This is a genomic window from Pseudomonas serbiensis (assembly GCF_030580745.1).
Lineage (GTDB): Bacteria > Pseudomonadota > Gammaproteobacteria > Pseudomonadales > Pseudomonadaceae > Aquipseudomonas > Aquipseudomonas serbiensis.
This window is the reverse complement of the sequence record NZ_JAUQOO010000030.1, coordinates 20,594-35,832: the sequence shown is the minus strand read 5'-3', so window position 1 is coordinate 35,832 and position 15,239 is coordinate 20,594. Positions and strand designations below refer to the sequence as shown.

At 59.5% G+C, this 15,239-nt stretch carries 14 protein-coding genes; 10 read left to right on the top strand and 4 right to left on the bottom strand.

Translation table 11 applies throughout. From position 1 onward, the window contains the following. The first annotated feature begins 32 nt into the window (after nt 1-32). The 9 genes from Q6A51_RS25425 (at nt 33) to Q6A51_RS25385 (ending at nt 10,014) form a co-directional block, all read left to right on the top strand. Nucleotides 33-1,508 (top strand): FAD-dependent oxidoreductase, encoded by a 1,476-nt coding sequence (locus Q6A51_RS25425; protein ID WP_201016901.1) that lies wholly within the window; start codon nt 33-35, stop codon nt 1,506-1,508. After that, nucleotides 1,505-2,482: an ABC transporter permease gene (locus Q6A51_RS25420; RefSeq protein WP_201000305.1), complete on the top strand. Its 978-nt coding sequence runs from the start codon at nt 1,505-1,507 to the stop codon at nt 2,480-2,482. Before Q6A51_RS25425 ends, Q6A51_RS25420 begins: the two co-directional genes overlap by 4 nt. After that, entirely contained in the window at nt 2,479-3,363 is an 885-nt protein-coding gene (locus tag Q6A51_RS25415) for an ABC transporter permease (RefSeq protein ID WP_304576013.1), read from the top strand. Before Q6A51_RS25420 ends, Q6A51_RS25415 begins: the two co-directional genes overlap by 4 nt. Then, nucleotides 3,360-4,331, top strand: coding sequence for an ABC transporter ATP-binding protein (locus Q6A51_RS25410; RefSeq protein WP_304576012.1), 972 nt, complete (start codon nt 3,360-3,362; stop codon nt 4,329-4,331). The genes Q6A51_RS25415 and Q6A51_RS25410 overlap by 4 nt, the downstream gene beginning before the upstream one ends. After that, nucleotides 4,324-5,319 (top strand): ABC transporter ATP-binding protein, encoded by a 996-nt coding sequence (locus Q6A51_RS25405; protein WP_304576011.1) that lies wholly within the window; start codon nt 4,324-4,326, stop codon nt 5,317-5,319. The genes Q6A51_RS25410 and Q6A51_RS25405 overlap by 8 nt, the downstream gene beginning before the upstream one ends. A 19-nt stretch (nt 5,320-5,338) precedes the next feature. Then, nucleotides 5,339-6,901: an ABC transporter substrate-binding protein gene (locus tag Q6A51_RS25400; RefSeq protein ID WP_304576010.1), complete on the top strand. Its 1,563-nt coding sequence runs from the start codon at nt 5,339-5,341 to the stop codon at nt 6,899-6,901. Continuing rightward, nucleotides 6,901-8,166 (top strand): acyl-CoA thioesterase/BAAT N-terminal domain-containing protein, encoded by a 1,266-nt coding sequence (locus tag Q6A51_RS25395; protein WP_304576009.1) that lies wholly within the window; start codon nt 6,901-6,903, stop codon nt 8,164-8,166. The genes Q6A51_RS25400 and Q6A51_RS25395 overlap by 1 nt, the downstream gene beginning before the upstream one ends. A 542-nt stretch (nt 8,167-8,708) precedes the next feature. Further along, nucleotides 8,709-9,320 (top strand): peroxidase-related enzyme, encoded by a 612-nt coding sequence (locus tag Q6A51_RS25390; protein WP_201017196.1) that lies wholly within the window; start codon nt 8,709-8,711, stop codon nt 9,318-9,320. Nucleotides 9,321-9,504: 184 nt separating this feature from the next. After that, entirely contained in the window at nt 9,505-10,014 is a 510-nt protein-coding gene (locus Q6A51_RS25385) for a chalcone isomerase family protein (RefSeq protein WP_304576008.1), read from the top strand. A 4-nt stretch (nt 10,015-10,018) separates the two neighbouring features. On the opposite strand, the gene Q6A51_RS25380 is transcribed toward Q6A51_RS25385, so the two are convergent. From Q6A51_RS25380 to Q6A51_RS25365, 4 genes are all read right to left on the bottom strand, one after another. Next, nucleotides 10,019-11,563 (bottom strand): diflavin oxidoreductase, encoded by a 1,545-nt coding sequence (locus tag Q6A51_RS25380; RefSeq protein WP_304576007.1) that lies wholly within the window; start codon nt 11,561-11,563, stop codon nt 10,019-10,021. 6 nt (nt 11,564-11,569) lie between these two features. Next, on the bottom strand, nt 11,570-11,992 hold the full coding sequence (locus tag Q6A51_RS25375; RefSeq protein ID WP_201000313.1) for a PAS domain-containing protein: 423 nt from the start codon (nt 11,990-11,992) through the stop codon (nt 11,570-11,572). A 154-nt stretch (nt 11,993-12,146) separates the two neighbouring features. Beyond that, complete coding sequence (moaA, locus tag Q6A51_RS25370) at nt 12,147-13,145, bottom strand: GTP 3',8-cyclase MoaA (RefSeq protein ID WP_201000314.1); 999 nt, start codon at nt 13,143-13,145, stop codon at nt 12,147-12,149. A gap of 89 nt (nt 13,146-13,234) precedes the next feature. Beyond that, nucleotides 13,235-14,587 carry a cation:proton antiporter gene (locus Q6A51_RS25365; RefSeq protein ID WP_304576006.1) on the bottom strand — a complete coding sequence of 451 codons (1,353 nt, stop codon included), beginning with the start codon at nt 14,585-14,587 and terminating at the stop codon, nt 13,235-13,237. A 203-nt stretch (nt 14,588-14,790) separates the two neighbouring features. Here Q6A51_RS25365 and Q6A51_RS25360 point away from each other — a divergent pair, with 203 nt between their 5' ends. Continuing rightward, nucleotides 14,791-15,171, top strand: coding sequence for a RidA family protein (locus tag Q6A51_RS25360; protein ID WP_201000316.1), 381 nt, complete (start codon nt 14,791-14,793; stop codon nt 15,169-15,171). The last annotated feature ends 68 nt before the right edge of the window (nt 15,172-15,239 follow it).

Genomic DNA, 15,239 nt, shown 5'->3' with positions numbered 1-15,239 from the left:
GGCCGCAGCTTACTTCAATCGTGAGGATGTGAATGACCAGTACCACCAATGCCCCCATCGGTTTGGCCGCCCTTGAGGCGCGTCTTCGTCAAGACCTGCAATGGCTTGATCTGCCTGCCAAACCCTGGGTCAAGCCGCGTTATCAGGAGGGCAAGGCTCTTCTTGATGTTGCGATCGTCGGCGGTGGTATGGCGGGCCTGGCGCTTGCGACCGAATTGCTGCACATGGGCGTGACGGTGGTGCTGTTCGATAAAGCAGAAGAGGGGCTGGAGGGCCCATGGTCGACAACGGCGCGGATGGAAACATTGCGCTCGCCCAAGCAACTCACTGGCCCGGCTCTCGGGCTGCCCGCTCTGACGTTTCGCGCCTGGTACGAAGCGCAGTTCGGTACGTCCGCCTGGGAGGCTCTGGACAAGATTCCACGCCTGCAATGGGCTCAATACCTGCGCTGGTATCGCCGCGTCATCGATCTTGACGTGCGCAACCGGCAACGGGTGCTGGCCGTGCAGCCTCAGGCAGATGGCTGGGTACGTCTGCGCGTAGAAGGGCCGCAAGGTGAGCACGAAGTCTCGGCGCGGCATGTGGTGCTGGCGACCGGCCGTGACGGTCTGGGTGGTCCATGGGTTCCGCCACTGGCCGATCAGTTGCCGCGTGAACAGTGGGCGCATTCTGCCGATGGGCTTCAGGACGCATGGTTCGTCGGCAAGCGCGTAGCGGTCATCGGTGGCGGCGCTTCGGCGATGGATGCAGCAGCGACGGCACTGGAGGCCGGCGCCGAGCGGGTCGATCTGCTGATTCGCCGAGAGCAGTTGCCCCGCATCAATAAAGGCAAGGGCGCGGGCAGTCCGGGCATGACCCATGGCTACTGGCGTTTGAGCGATCAGTGGAAGTGGCGTATTCGTCACTATCTGAACGCCCAGCAAGTCCCTCCACCTAAAGGCAGCACCCTGCGCGTGGCACAACATGCCAACGCACGTTTTCTGCTGGGACGCAGCATTGAGGCGGTTTCCAGAAATCAGGATGGCAGCGTGCGCGTGAGCTTGATCGACGGGAAAGTGGATTACGACTTTCTGGTATTCGCAACCGGGTTCAGCAACGACATGACACGTCGTCCTGAGTTCGCCAGCCTCGCGCCGCACGTGCGCAGTTGGGCTCAACGGCTTGCCGGGCAGCAACTGCCCATCGATCCGGGAGCGCAGGCTGAACTGGGTGAATTGCCCGACCTGGGGCTGGCTTTTGAGTTTCAGCAGGCCCAGCCAAATGGTTGTCCCGGACTGGAACAGGTGCATTGCTTCTGTTACCCGGCCGCGCTCAGCTATGGCGGCGTATCCGGAGACATTCCGGCGATCAGCGACGGTGCAAAACGTCTGGCCCAGGCCCTCGCGGGCGCATTGTTCGTCGAAGACATCGACCAGCACTTCAGTGCCATGCAGGACTATGCCGAGCCGGAGCTGCAAGGGGATGAATGGCAGCCGGGCGAATTGACTGCCGAGGAGCGTGAGCGATGATCGGCTGGCTTGTTCGACGGCTGCTGCAGTCGTTACTGGTATTGCTGCTGATGAGCCTGCTGGTGTTCATCGGGCTGCATGCCATCGGAAACCCCGTGGACATCCTGGTCAGTGAAGATCTCAACCAGCAGGAGCGGATGGAAGCGATCTCGCGCCTGGGGCTGGATCAATCCCTGCCCGTGCAATATATGGGGTTCCTGCGTGGTGCGCTGGATGGGTCGCTGGGTGTGAGTTATGTCTATCACCAGGATGCCCTGCAATTGATTTTCCAGCGTCTGCCAGCAACGCTTGAACTGGCTGTAGTAGCGCTGGCGATGGCCGTGCTGATTGGCGTGCCCCTTGGCCTGTTTGCCGGCCTGCATCCTGACAATCCTGTGGCACGCCTGATCATGGCTGGCAGCATCATCGGCTTTTCCCTGCCATCGTTCTGGGTGGCATTGTTGCTGATCATGTTGTTTGCCGTGCACCTGGGTTGGTTGCCAGCCAGCGGTCGCGGGGAAACTGCCGAGTGGCTTGGCGTGCACTGGTCGTGGTTGACCCTTGACGGCTGGCGCCACCTGTTACTGCCGGCTTGCAACCTCGCGCTGTTCAAGGTCGCACTGGTCTTGCGCCTGACCCGTGCAGGCGTGCGCGAAGTGGTACAGCAGGACTTCGTGAAATTCGCCAGGGCCAAAGGTCTGGCTCCGCATCGGGTGATTCGCATGCACGTGCTGCGCAACACCCTGATTCCACTGGTCACCGTCCTTGGGCTGGAGCTCGGTTCAACCATTGCCTACGCAGTCGTCACCGAAAGCATCTTTGCCTGGCCTGGTGCCGGAAAGCTGATCCTGGACAGCATCAACGCGCTGGATCGCCCGGTCGTGCTGGCTTATCTGATGGTCGTGGTGGTGATCTTCGTCAGCCTCAATCTGCTGGTCGATGTGCTCTATCGCCTGCTTGATCCTCGGGTACGTCTTGCGGGAGGTGAACAATGAGTACGGTCCATTCGCCGTGGCGTGATGTTCTGGTCGATTTCTTCAGGTCACCCCTGGCGGTGATGGGAGTGCTCGGTCTGATAGTGGTCGGGCTCAGTGCAGTTCTGGCTCCATGGATAACGCCGCAGAACCCTTATGACTTGATGCAACTGGATGTGCTCGACGCACGTCTGCCGCCCGGCAGTGAAAGCATGGCGAACGGGTACAGCTACTGGCTGGGCACCGATGGACAGGGCCGCGACCTTTACTCGGCAATTGTCTATGGGCTGCGCATCAGCCTGGTGGTGGGGATCGGTTCGGCGCTTATCGCTGCCTTCGTCGGTACTCTGATCGGACTGCTGGCCGCATATCGCGGTGGCTGGGTGGACGCCACGCTGATGCGGCTGGTCGATTTGCTGTTGTCGTTTCCTGGAATCCTCATGGCGTTGATGATTCTCGCCTGGCTGGGCAAGGGCGTAGGGAACGTGGTGCTGACTCTGGTGCTGCTGGAGTGGGCGTATTACGCCCGGGCAGCACGGGGCCAGGCACTGGTGGAGCGACGTCGCGAGTACGTCGAGTCGGCGCGGGGGCAGGGGCTTGGATCGCTGCGCATCATGCTCGGGCATATTTTGCCCAACTGCCTGCCGCCGCTGATTGTGATCGCCACATTGCAGATTGCCCGTGCAATTACGCTTGAGGCAACGCTGTCGTTCCTGGGGCTCGGTGTACCGGTGACCGAGCCGTCACTGGGTCTGCTGATCGCCAATGGTTTCCAGTACATGCTTGGCGAAGAGTATTGGATCAGCCTGTTTCCCGGTCTGGCGCTGTTGATCACTATCGTTTCGATCAATCTGGTCGGTGACCAGTTGCGCGACCAACTCAATCCGAGGTTGCAACGATGACGCCGACCCTTGAAATCAGGCAACTGACCACGGTCTTCGATAGCCGCAATGGTGCGTTGCCCGCTGTGCGCGAGCTGTCGTTATCGCTGGCACCCGGACGCATTCTGGGGCTGGTGGGGGAGTCCGGTTCAGGCAAATCGGTGACCGGCTTTTCCGTCCTGGGCCTGGTGGATGCACCGGGTCGTATCACCAGCGGTGAAATCCTCTTTCAGGGGCAGGATTTGCGTCGCCTCAAGCCCTCGCAGTTGCGAGCGCTGCAAGGCAACCGGCTGGCGATGATCTTTCAAGATCCCATGATGACGTTGAATCCGGTGCTGCGTATCGATACGCAGATGATCGAGGCCGTGCAGGCACACCGCTCGGTCAGTCGCAAGGAGGCGCGGCGTCACTGCGCCGACACCCTGGCGCTGATGGGGATTGCCAGCCCGGACGAGCGCCTGCGCGTCTATCCGCATCAGTTGTCGGGCGGCATGCGTCAGCGTATAGCCATCGCTATTGCGCTGCTGCATCGCCCGGATCTGTTGATCGCGGATGAGCCGACCACGGCTCTGGACGTAACCATTCAGGCGCAGATTCTTTCCCAGGTGCAGAAACTGGTACGCCAGCAGGGCAGTTCGCTGATCTGGATAACCCATGACCTGTCTGTGGTCGCCGGTCTGGTTGACGATGTGGCGGTGATGTACGCCGGGCGCATCGTCGAGCAAGGTCCGGTTGATACCGTGCTGGATAACCCGCGGCACCCTTACACCCAAGGGCTTATTTCCAGCCTTCCAAGCCGCAACCAGCGTGGTGAGCGGCTTCGGCAGATTCCCGGCATGGCGCCTAGCCTGGCTACGTTGCCGCAGGGCTGTGCTTTTGCTGCACGCTGCCCCCGTGCCAGCAGCCAGTGCGAAAGCGAACCTGCTGCGCAACTGATAGCCGATTCACATTGGGTGCGCTGTTTCCAGCCTGGAGGTGATCATGAATGAAGCCCTTATTCAGTTGACCCAGGTCAGCAAGACATTTGGTCCCGCACCCGCAGGTGCCTTGCGGCGCTTGAGCGAGCGCGCTGGCTTGAGCAAGCCGGCACAGCGCACCCAGGCGGTAAACGGTGTTGACCTGCGTATCGAGCGGGGCGAGGTGGTCGGTCTGGTCGGAGAGTCCGGCTGTGGCAAGTCGACACTTGGCCGTCTGGTCGCAGGGCTGCTGGAGCCTACCAGTGGGCAAGTCGAAGTGGCGGGTCAACAGCTGCATCTTCTGGATAATCAGGCGCGGCGTGCGGCGCGGCTGCGTATCCAGATGATTTTTCAGGACCCATATTCCAGCCTCAATCCACGCTTGCGGGTGGATCGCATCGTGGGCGAGGGCGCCCGTCTGCATGGCCTGACCGATGCGGCGGGTTTCGATGACTATGTCAGTGCCCAGCTGCAACGGGCCGGTCTCGATCCAATGATGCGCCGTCGTTATCCCCATCAGTTCAGCGGCGGTCAACGCCAGCGGATCGGCATCGCTCGTGCGTTGGCCGTTCAGCCTGAACTGCTGGTATGCGACGAGTCGGTGGCGGCGCTGGATGTATCGATCCAGGCGCAGATCCTCAATCTGTTCATGGACCTGCGCGAGCAACTGGGCCTGACGTATCTGTTCATCAGCCACGATCTGGGTGTCGTAGAACACCTGTGTGATCGCGTACTGGTGATGTACCTGGGGCGTGTCGTGGAAAGCGCCAGTGTCGAAGACTTGTTCGGCCATGCGAGCCACCCATACACCCAGGCGCTGCTGGCACAGATTCCACGTTTCGACCTGCGTCGTAGCCAATACCAACCGATTACCGGGGAAATGCCCAGCCCGCTCAATCCGCCTGGCGGTTGTCATTTTCATCCCCGTTGCCCAAATGCCTCCGCGCGCTGTCGCGAACAGGCGCCTGCTTTGCGCGAGATTGCCCCAGGGCATTTGAGCGCGTGCCACCTCAACCCATGAATCTTTTCAGGAAGTTGCCATGAAACTCAAAATTCTGCCGCTGTTAACTGCTGCCTTGCTGGGGGCTGCGGGCGCACAGGCCGAGACATTGCGCATCGGCTACGCCGATCCCGTGTCGAGCCTGGATCCGCAATTGAACAACTATGCCGGTGATCGATCGGTGGCCTTGCATGTGTTTGGTTCGCTGGTGGAACGCCGTGACACCAAAGTCCTGCCCGGCCTGGCCGAAAGCTGGAAGGTGATCGACCCGCTGACCTGGGAATTCAAGTTGCGCCAGGACGTAAAGTGGCAGGACGGCACGCCTTTCACTGCCGATGACGTTGTGTTCTCTCTGGAGCGCGCACCCAAGGTGCCTGGCAGCCTCTCGTCCTATGCGGCAGCTCTGCGTACAGTCGCTTCGGCCAAGGCGGTCGACGCCTATACCGTGCGCGTGACGACCAGTGTTCCCAACCCCAACCTGCTGCCCAATATCGACTCTATCTACCTGGTCAGCCGGAAAACCGGCTCGGTATCCAGCAGTGAGGATTACAACAGCGGCAAGGCCATGGTCGGCACCGGTCCTTACCGATTCGTTTCCTATGTTCCCGGGGATCGGGCGCTGTTCGAGCGCAACCCGACCTTCTGGGGCACGCCAGCCCACTGGGACAAGGTTGACTACCGTTACATTGCCAACCCGGCAGCCCGAACGGCTGCACTGCTTGCCGGTGACGTTGACGTGATCGACAAGGTGTCGCCAGCGGATGTCGCACGCCTGAGCAAGAGCGATAAAGTCAGCCTGTATGCCTATCCAGGGCTGCGTGCCTTGTTGATTCAGCCGAGCCTGCGTGCTGGCAGCAACGATTTCATCCATGACAACGACGGCAAGCTGCTGGCGGATAACCCGCTGCGCGACCCGCGTGTACGCCGCGCCTTGTCCCTGGCGATCAACCGCAAGGGTATTACCGAGCGCATTCTGCAGGGCACCGCCACCGAGGCGAATCAGTGGATGCCCGCTGGCACCTTTGGCTACAACCCGGAAATCAAGGACATTCCCTTCGATGTCGCCAAGGCAAAAGCGTTGCTGAGTGAAGCAGGTTATCCCGAGGGTTTCCGTTTGACTGCACACGTGCCGGGTGATCGCTATCCGCTGGCGCCCGAATCGATGCAGGCCGTTGCCCAGTTCTGGTCGCGAATCGGTGTAAAGGTGCAGTTGGAAGTGGTGCCTTGGGCTGTCTACGCCGCTCGTGCCAACAAGAACGAGTACGCGGTCAGTGTGATTGCCTGGGGTAACGGTACTGGCGAGGCCAGTTATGGCTTGATCAACATCCTTGCGACACCGGATGCGACCACAGGACTGGGCGGTTCCAACTGGGGCCATTACAGCAACGCCAAGGTCGATCAGGCGCTCGCGAAGGCCACTGAAGCGTTTGATGATGAGCGTCGTGCGGCAATTCTTCGCGATGCGGCTCAGATCGTGAGTGACGATGTGGGAATCATCCCGCTGTTCCACTACCAGAATATCTGGGCGGCGCGAAAGGGCCTGAAGGTCGAGCCGTTGGTCAGTGACCGCACGGCCGCACAGATGGTTACCGAGGTAAAGTGATGAGCGTCACGCCGTATATACAGGTCGTGCCCGAGGACGGTTTGCTCGACGAGCCCCGGCACATTCGTCTTGGCGGGCTGGAGCCGTATGAGCGGGTATTCTTGAGCAGCGAGACGCTACGCGGCAAAGTCGTCTGGCGCGCCAGTGCCGAGTTCGTCGCAAATGCTCAGGGTGAAGTCGATCTGCAGCGTGACGCTCCGGTCAAGGGTGATTATCAGCAGACAAGCGACATGGGAATGCTCTGGGCCCAGCGGCCTGAGACGGGCGCTTCTGCACAGCCCTTCAATGCCCGAATGGAGCAGCCACTGATAACTCGCTTGAGTTTGCGCTCGGCCGCTGGCGAGGCCACGGCTGAGCTGACCCAGCGCTTGATGGCGCCTGGTGTGAGTCGTCGAGAGGTGCGCGTGGGGCGCCTGGTCGGCACGCTGTTCCTGCCGGCTGGAGCGGGGCCGCATCCTGCGGTCATGGTACTCAACGGCTCCGGCGGCGGAATCAACGAGCCTCGCGCTGCGCTTTATGCGTCGCGGGGCTATGCGGCTTTTGCCCTGGCCTATTTCAAGGCTCCGGGCCTGTCCGACTACATTTCCAATACACCCTTGGAGTATTTCCTCGAAGGTCTGGACTGGCTGCGCCAGGAAGTACGTCCGACGGGTGGCTTTGTCGCACTCAGCGGCCAGTCTCGCGGTGGTGAGCTGGTGCTGCTGTTGGCCAGTATGTTCCCGGAGAAGGTCAACGCAGTGATCGGTTACGTGCCCGGTGCGCTGGTGCATGGCGGACAGGCTGCTGCCGACCCGGCAGTGGGGCGCGATGGCCCGGCCTGGCTTTATCAGGGCAAGCCACTGGTGCATCTGTGGAACAACAACGCTTACGGCAACTGGGTCGACCGGGATGCCGGGCGGCGCAATGCGCTATCCATCTCCACGGCGTTGCAGGACAAACAGGCGGTTGAGCGTTCGCGTATCCCGGTGCAGAACATCCGCGGGCCAGTGATCATGCTGACTGCTGGCGATGACGCTGCCTGGCCGTCGAGCCTTTACGGGCAGATGGTGGAGAGCAGCCTTAAAGCCGCCGAGCATCCCTGGCCCGTACAGCGACTGGATTATCCCGAGGCGGGGCATAGCATTCTTTTGCCCTTTATTCCCTCGACTTACAGCCATGACGGCCAACCTGCCGCGAACGCCGAAGCCAACCGTCATTCCTGGCAAGCGGTCCGCGCTTTTCTCGATGCGGCCGTGTCGCAGCACTTAGATAAGGCACAACCATGAGTAATGAAACCCTTTCTGCTTCAGCAGACATCGTCGATCGTGCAGCCGGGCTTGACGCCGACAGCGCAATCTACGCCGTACGCCAGGTTCGAGGCAAAGTCGTAGCGGCTACCCAAGGCAGCTTCGAGACGATTTTCGATCCTTCCCTGAACACCAGTTTGCCTCTGGAAGAGCGGCTATTGCTGGCGTTGTACGCCTGTCAGTTGAGCGCTCAGCAGGCGTTGGCTGATTTCTATCTGGCCCGTTTGCAGCAAGCACAATTGCCTGAGAGTTGGCTCGGTGCGCTGAGTCCCGTTCTCCCCGAGGCTTTTGCCTCGGTACGCTTGCAAGGCATGCTGGAGTTCACCCGTCGGTTGACTGTCAATCCGGTAGAGGGTGACCGTGAAGCCCTGGCAGCTCTGCAAGCTTCTGGCCTGGATACGCCATCGGTCGTTGTCATTGCGCAACTGTTGGCGTTTATTGCTTATCAGGTCCGCCTCACGTCAGGCCTCTCGGCCCTATCGACAGCTCATGTCGGCGTCGAAGCTGTGCCAGATGTGCCTGTGCAGCAAGAGCCGGGTGCCGTTGGCAGCGAGCCTCTCGACATTCAGGGTTTTACCAGTCGCACTCTGGGCTGGACGTCCTGGCTCAATACCCTTGACCTGACTCAGGCTGACGCTGAGCAACTGGCCGTTCTGGAAGAGAGCCATCCGCAGGCCAAGACTTCGGATTACTACCTGACGCTGATTCACCAGCCGCAGATCCTGCGTCAGCGCTCCGCAGCGTTCAACGCGATCATGTACGCGCCAGGTGGTCTGTCCCGTGCCGAGCGCGAGCTGGCCAGCACTGTCGTGTCGCGTATCAACCAGTGTGTGTATTGCGCGTCGGTGCATGCCCAGCGTTTCGAGCAACTGGCCAAGCGCAATGATGTGATTGCCCAGGTATTTGCCGATCCGCAGACCGCTGGTACGACTGAACGGGAAAAGGCTATCGTGCGTTTTGCCATTGATCTGACCCGGGAGCCGGCGTCACTGGGCGCTGAACATATCAGGCCGTTACGTGAGCAGGGGCTCGACGATGGACAGGTACTGGATCTGATCCACGCCATCTCCATTTTTGCCTGGGCCAACCGGCTGATGCTCAATCTGGGCGAGCCGGTCTACACTCCAGTGTAAGAATCTGTTTCATATGTGATAAAAATATTGTCCGAGTGTTGTACAAAATTACCGCTGTAGTATAAATTTTACAGCAGAGCCAGTCGGTGTGGCGCTGACATTGCCGTTTACGGTATAGACCACGCCGCTGGCTCTTCCTATTTTTACCTGTCGGTCTTGTCCGGCAGGAGCACAGAGGCCGTACATGATCGCGCCGCGTTGGTTGCTGCTGGCGCTTATGCTAAGCGGCAGCGCATTTGCCGATTGGCGTGAAGCCTTGCCTGATTCTCGTGTCGTCGGTTCCGGCGATTTCCGTTTTTTCGGATTACGTATCTACTCCGCCCGTTTGTGGACGCCTGCGAAGCCGTTCCTGGCTGACTCCCCCATGGCGCTGGAACTCACTTACCACCGCTCCATCGACCGGGACGAGCTGGTTGACGCCAGCATCGATGAAATCCAGCGTATTTCCGGCCCGTCCGTCAGCGAGGAGCAATTGTCGGTGTGGCGTCAGCAGATGCAGCAGTCTTTCGTCGATGTCGAGCCGGGCATGAAGATCACCGGTGTTTACCTGCCGGGACGTGAGGCACGTTTTTATGTCGGCGCAAAATTGCAGCATGTGGTCCAGGACAGCGAGTTCGCCAAAGCGTTCTTTGCCATCTGGCTGGACCCCAAGACCCGTAATCCGGATTTGCGCGAGCAGTTGCTTGGCAAATGACGGGTCAGTAAAGCTCCTTGTGAACCCTTCCGTCGTTCAGTAACTGCCTGACAAATCCCTCGGCTGTCTCGATATCGAGACGGCCCGCCGAGCGTGCAATGCTTACCAGTGCTTCATCGATGGAACACTCCAGGTTGGCCTTGTTACCGCACAGATACAGATGCGCCCCCTGATTCAGCAAGTTCCAGATGATATGACCATGTTCCACCAGCGCGTCCTGCACGTAATAGCGGGCTTCGTTGTCCCGTGAGAAGGCGGTCAGCACATGGTCCAGCACGCCTTGAGTCTGCCAGTGCTCGATCCGTTCCCGATAGAGAAAATCCGAGGCCTGATGCCGATCGCCGAAAACCAGGCAGGTCGTCGGGTTTGCGGCTTCGTTCTCCAACTGTTCCAGCAAGCCGATCAGGGGCGCGATGCCTGTGCCGGTCCCGATCAGGATCAGCGGATGGCTCACACCGTCCGGCAGATGGAAGCGGGGGTTGCTGCGGGCAAAGATGTTCACGGCTTGAGGTTGCCCAGTGAGAAAACCGGTGGCGGTTCCTTTTCGTTCGCGCCCGGCGAGGCTGTAGGCCACTTCCCTGATACACAAGTCCACGTAATCGGGGTGGCTATGAGATGCAATCGAATAAGCCCTGGGTAAATTGTCGGGCAACCAGTGGGCAAGCTCCTGGACTGTAAAGCATCCGGGTTCGCAGAAGTCGTCGAGCACATCCAGAATGTCCTTGCCGTGCAGGTATTCATCCAGCAGCTTGCGATGGCTGATTTTCAGCAGACTTTTCAGCTCATCGTTGCCGCTCGCCTTGGCGATATCCCTCAGGACTGACTTGCCGATCTGGCGCAACTCCTTGTTGGCCAGGCATGTGCGGGCCTGTTCGTCATCGAACCAGCGGGCAAGGGCGGCGAGCTGTTCGGGCGCGTTTTCGGCCAGAACGTACAGGTTGTCTCCGGCGCGGTACTTGATACCGCTGCCCTGGATATTGAATCTGATGTGGTGCGCGTAAGGCGGGCTCTGATTCAAGCGCCGCTGTTCAAGAATGCTGGCCGGGTAAGCCGTTTTCTCACCATAGGCGACGACTTGCAGGTGCAAGGTGGCGCCAGCCTGGCTATCGCCTTGCAGTACCGAGTCGAGAACCCTGGACCATGTCGCAAAGAAGCCCTCGAAATCGGCATCAGCATCTACGCGGTTGATCACCGGCGTTGCGTTCCTGCTCGACAGGAGGGTGTCCAGCGTCCTGGTAAAACCGCAGAAGGTCGGGTAGGCGGTGTCGCCCAGCCCGAAGATTGCGTAACGCAGGCCGGCCATGTTGCTGGCCTGCACAGCCTGCTCAAGGAACCGCTCGGCATTGGCTGGCGGTTCCCCGTCACCGAACGAGCTGGACACGACCAGCAGCAGGTCGGCCGCCGTCATCTGTTCCAGGTCCAGGCTATTGAGTTCCCGGGCTTGCGGCGCATAACGTTGCAGAAAGGGCAGGCATTCCAGACGCTGTGCCAGCCCTCGGGCATTGCCCGATTCGGACCCGTAACCGATAAAGACTCGTTCGACGTTCATGGCAGTTTACCGGTCGTAGTATTCGTCGAACTGTTCCTTGGAGAACTCCAGCGCCTCGAAGTCACCCATCAGATCGTTGATGACGCGGCGGATGCTGATGTACTCGACAATATTGCCTTGCTCATCGAACACCGGTTGCACTGTGGTATCGACCACATACAGGCCGCCGGTCTTGGCAACGTTAGGGATTACGCCTGTCCAGATTTCGCCTTTCTTGATGGTGTCCCACATGGCCTTGTAGGTACTTTTCGGTACGGCGGGGTGACGCACGATGCTGTGTGGCTGGCCGACCAGCTCTTCACGTTCGTAGCCTGTCAGCTTGCAGAACAGATCGTTGACGTAAGTGATATTGCCTTGCAGGTCGGTGGTGGAAATGACCATGACCTTATCGAGAGCATCCAGAACTTTGGTGGTAATCGGGCTTTGCATCGTGAATCTCCAGAAGAGAGAGTGGTGATCTTTCCTCTGGTATTTCAACTTCCATGCCAAATAAAAAACCCAATAAAATCAGCGGTTTCATTGGGTTGGTGTCTTTATGACCTGTTTCGTCATGGAGTCAATATGACTTTTGATGTCATATTGACTAGCCGCCAGTCATATTCATGAAGCGCACGACCTGTACATCGTCATCAAGTGTGAAGTTATGACTCCACGGCTTGAGCTGCATGGCATCGACTATGGCTTTTTCCAGCTTGTGGGGCTGGCCGGGGTTGGCCCGCAGCACGGCTTTGAGGTCAACCGAATGCTCGTTGCCCAGGCACAGCAGCAGTCGGCCTTCCACCGTCAGGCGCACGCGGTTGCAGGTGCCGCAGAAGTTATGGCTATGGGGGGAAATGAAGCCAATGCGGATATCAGGGGCTTCGGCCAGACGCCAGTAGCGCGACGGACCTTGAGTGGAGTCCGTGGACGCAACCAGTGTGTAGCGCTCGGCGATGCGTTCGCGAACCTGATCGCTTGAGTAAAATGCCTCGGCACGGCTGTGCTCGCTGATGATGCCCAGCGGCATTTCTTCAATGAAGGAAACATCCAGCTTGCGATCGATGGCAAAGGCCAGCAGATCATTGATCTCGTGATCGTTGCGGCCACGCATCACCACGCAATTGAGCTTGGTGTGGGTGAAGCCTGCGGCATTCGCGGCGTCGATCCCGGCGATGACCTTGTTCAGATCACCAGTGCGTGTCATTTCCCGGAAACGTTGCGGGTCCAGACTGTCGAGGCTGATGTTGAGGCGCGTAACCCCGGCATCGAACAGTGGCGAGGCCAGTTTGTCCAGTTGCGAGCCGTTGGTGGTCATGCACAGTTCGCGCAGGCCGGGCAGGGCGGCGATACGCTTGCACAGGTCGACAATACCGGAGCGCACCAGCGGCTCGCCACCGGTGAGGCGAATCTTGCGGGTGCCCAGAGCCACGAAGCGCTCGGCGACCTGATGGATTTCCTCCAGCGACAGGATCTGTTGCCGAGGCAGGAATGTCATCTCTTCGGCCATACAGTACACGCAACGAAAATCGCACCGGTCGGTCACCGACATGCGCAGATAATCGACTTTGCGTGCAAAACGGTCCATCAGGACGGGATCTGACATCTCACCTTCTCAATATGCTGTAGGTGCAAGCTTGCTGAGTCCAATTGCCGCAGTCCAATCGCTTGTGATGATGACATGATCGACTGGATCTATGGCGTCTTGCCAGCGCTCGCCGAGCGGCGCTCGTAATGCTCCAGCAATGGCTGGATGCTAATGCCATGCAGCAGGATACTCAATGCAACTACCGACAAGGTCATGCCAATGGCGGTATGTACTGCATCTTGCGGTAAACCGTGGGTCAAGGCAAAACACAGATAATACAGACTGCCGATTCCGCGTATGCCAAACCAGCCGACCAGCGCCTTTTGCCGACGGTCCAGCAGGCGTCGGCTCACCAGCAGCCAGACGCTGGCCGGGCGAATGATGCAGAACAGCGCCAGGCCAAGGCCGATGGCCCGCCAGTCCCAGTACAACGCCAGTGCCGCGCCCAGCAGGGTAATCAAAAGCACTTCCATCGAACGTTCGATCAGACTGCCGAATGCCAGCATATCGCCCATCATGATCCCGGCGGCCAATTGCGACTCGCTCAGGTCCTCGCTCTCGGCGACCGTGGCCTTTTCCTGATTGGCGGTCATATGGCCAATCACCGGTTGGGCTACATGCTCGGAAGGCAAATGAGATTGAGTGATGCGTGCTTCGGCCTGCCTCAAGCCGAACCCGGCCGCGAATACCGAGAGAAAACCAAAGGCACCTGCGCCTTCTGCAACCACGTAAGACAAGGCAATCAAGGCCAGAGCCAGGAAATCATTGGGTGAGGTCGTGCTGTCTGCATTCCTGATCCGCAGGAAGATCATCAGATGCCCGACGCCACGGCCCATGCCGTAACCGATCAACATGCCAGCCGGCACGCCCCAGACCAGGCTCTTGATTGCCCAGTGCTGAACCCATCCGGCTTCCAGCCCGCCATTGCTCATATACAACAAGGCAAAGATCACGAACGGAAACGCAGTGCCATCGTTCATGCCAGCCTCACCGGAAAGCCCGAAACGCAAGCGATCCTGATCCTGGGCGTTGGTCACCTGCACCAGCCCCGCCAGTACCGGATCGGTGGGCGAAAGCATGGCACCCAGCAGCAGCGAGATACCCCATGACAGACCGAACAGGTAGTGCGCAGCCAGGCAAGTACCAGCAATCGTGGCAAGCATCACCGGCCCGGCCAGCCAATACGCCGAATGCCAGGCTTTGCTGCGCAGTGGCTGTCGCAACTTGATCCCGGTATTGAACAGCGAAAACAGCACTGCAACCTCGGTCAGACGCTCCAGCCAGTGTCTGGCTTCATGGACATCCAGCTTCAGCATCTCCAGCCCCATCGGCCCAATCGCGAAACCGAACGCCAGGCACACCGCCGACGTCGTGACCGGCAACCAGCGCAAGAAGGATGAGGTCAGTGCCAGCAGCATCAACAACGCGCCGAGCACCGTCATGCAGATCGTGAAGCTCATAGAGGCATGCCCATCGCAATCGGGTGACGTATGGTCTTGTGACTGTGGGGTGACGGGTTAGTTGAGAGAATCTGACAGTGGGAGGGGCATGCTGCCGAGGGGCGTTGAGTGTGAGACGCTTGTTGGCCGGTCGTTGTAAACTTGCCGCGTCAAAGGCGTTGCTCAATAAACGCCGCCCTTTTACTCATTCAAGCAAGGTACCCATGGCCAGCCAGGACATCACATTTATCCCCGATCCCGACGCCACATCCATTTCTTCCGACGTTGCCGGTTTCGGTGGCTTGCTGGTTTCCACCCAGATTCCCACACGCGCCGACGGCAGCCTGGAGTTGGGCGGCATCGTCGAGCAGAGCGAATGCACCTTGCAGGCACTCAAGGTTGCGCTGGAACGTGCGGGCAGTTCCATGGATCGGGTGTTGCACCTGACCATCTACCTCACCGACATGGCTGACCGTGCTGCTTTCAATGAGGTCTACCAGCGCTTCTTCGCCAAGCCCTGGCCGGTGCGTGCTGCGGTTGGCGTGGCGGCATTGGCAGTAGAAGGCATGCGCGTTGAAGTGACGGCGATGGCCGCCAAGGCATAACGCCGGTAGGAGCGAATTTATTCGCGAAAGGCCAGTACATTCCATAAAGATTCATCGCCTGGAATTCT

Bases quoted from the DNA above. Each gene is read 5' to 3' on its own strand.
- Q6A51_RS25425 (WP_201016901.1), top strand. From the start codon at position 33: ATGACCAGTACCACCAATGCCCCCATCGGTTTGGCCGCCCTTGAGGCG.
- Q6A51_RS25420 (WP_201000305.1), top strand. From the start codon at position 1,505: ATGATCGGCTGGCTTGTTCGACGGCTGCTGCAGTCGTTACTGGTATTG.
- Q6A51_RS25415 (WP_304576013.1), top strand. From the start codon at position 2,479: ATGAGTACGGTCCATTCGCCGTGGCGTGATGTTCTGGTCGATTTCTTC.
- Q6A51_RS25410 (WP_304576012.1), top strand. From the start codon at position 3,360: ATGACGCCGACCCTTGAAATCAGGCAACTGACCACGGTCTTCGATAGC.
- Q6A51_RS25405 (WP_304576011.1), top strand. From the start codon at position 4,324: ATGAATGAAGCCCTTATTCAGTTGACCCAGGTCAGCAAGACATTTGGT.
- Q6A51_RS25400 (WP_304576010.1), top strand. From the start codon at position 5,339: ATGAAACTCAAAATTCTGCCGCTGTTAACTGCTGCCTTGCTGGGGGCT.
- Q6A51_RS25395 (WP_304576009.1), top strand. From the start codon at position 6,901: ATGAGCGTCACGCCGTATATACAGGTCGTGCCCGAGGACGGTTTGCTC.
- Q6A51_RS25385 (WP_304576008.1), top strand. From the start codon at position 9,505: ATGATCGCGCCGCGTTGGTTGCTGCTGGCGCTTATGCTAAGCGGCAGC.
- Q6A51_RS25380 (WP_304576007.1), bottom strand. From the start codon at position 11,563: ATGAACGTCGAACGAGTCTTTATCGGTTACGGGTCCGAATCGGGCAAT.
- Q6A51_RS25375 (WP_201000313.1), bottom strand. From the start codon at position 11,992: ATGCAAAGCCCGATTACCACCAAAGTTCTGGATGCTCTCGATAAGGTC.
- moaA (WP_201000314.1), bottom strand. From the start codon at position 13,145: ATGTCAGATCCCGTCCTGATGGACCGTTTTGCACGCAAAGTCGATTAT.
- Q6A51_RS25365 (WP_304576006.1), bottom strand. From the start codon at position 14,587: ATGAGCTTCACGATCTGCATGACGGTGCTCGGCGCGTTGTTGATGCTG.
- Q6A51_RS25360 (WP_201000316.1), top strand. From the start codon at position 14,791: ATGGCCAGCCAGGACATCACATTTATCCCCGATCCCGACGCCACATCC.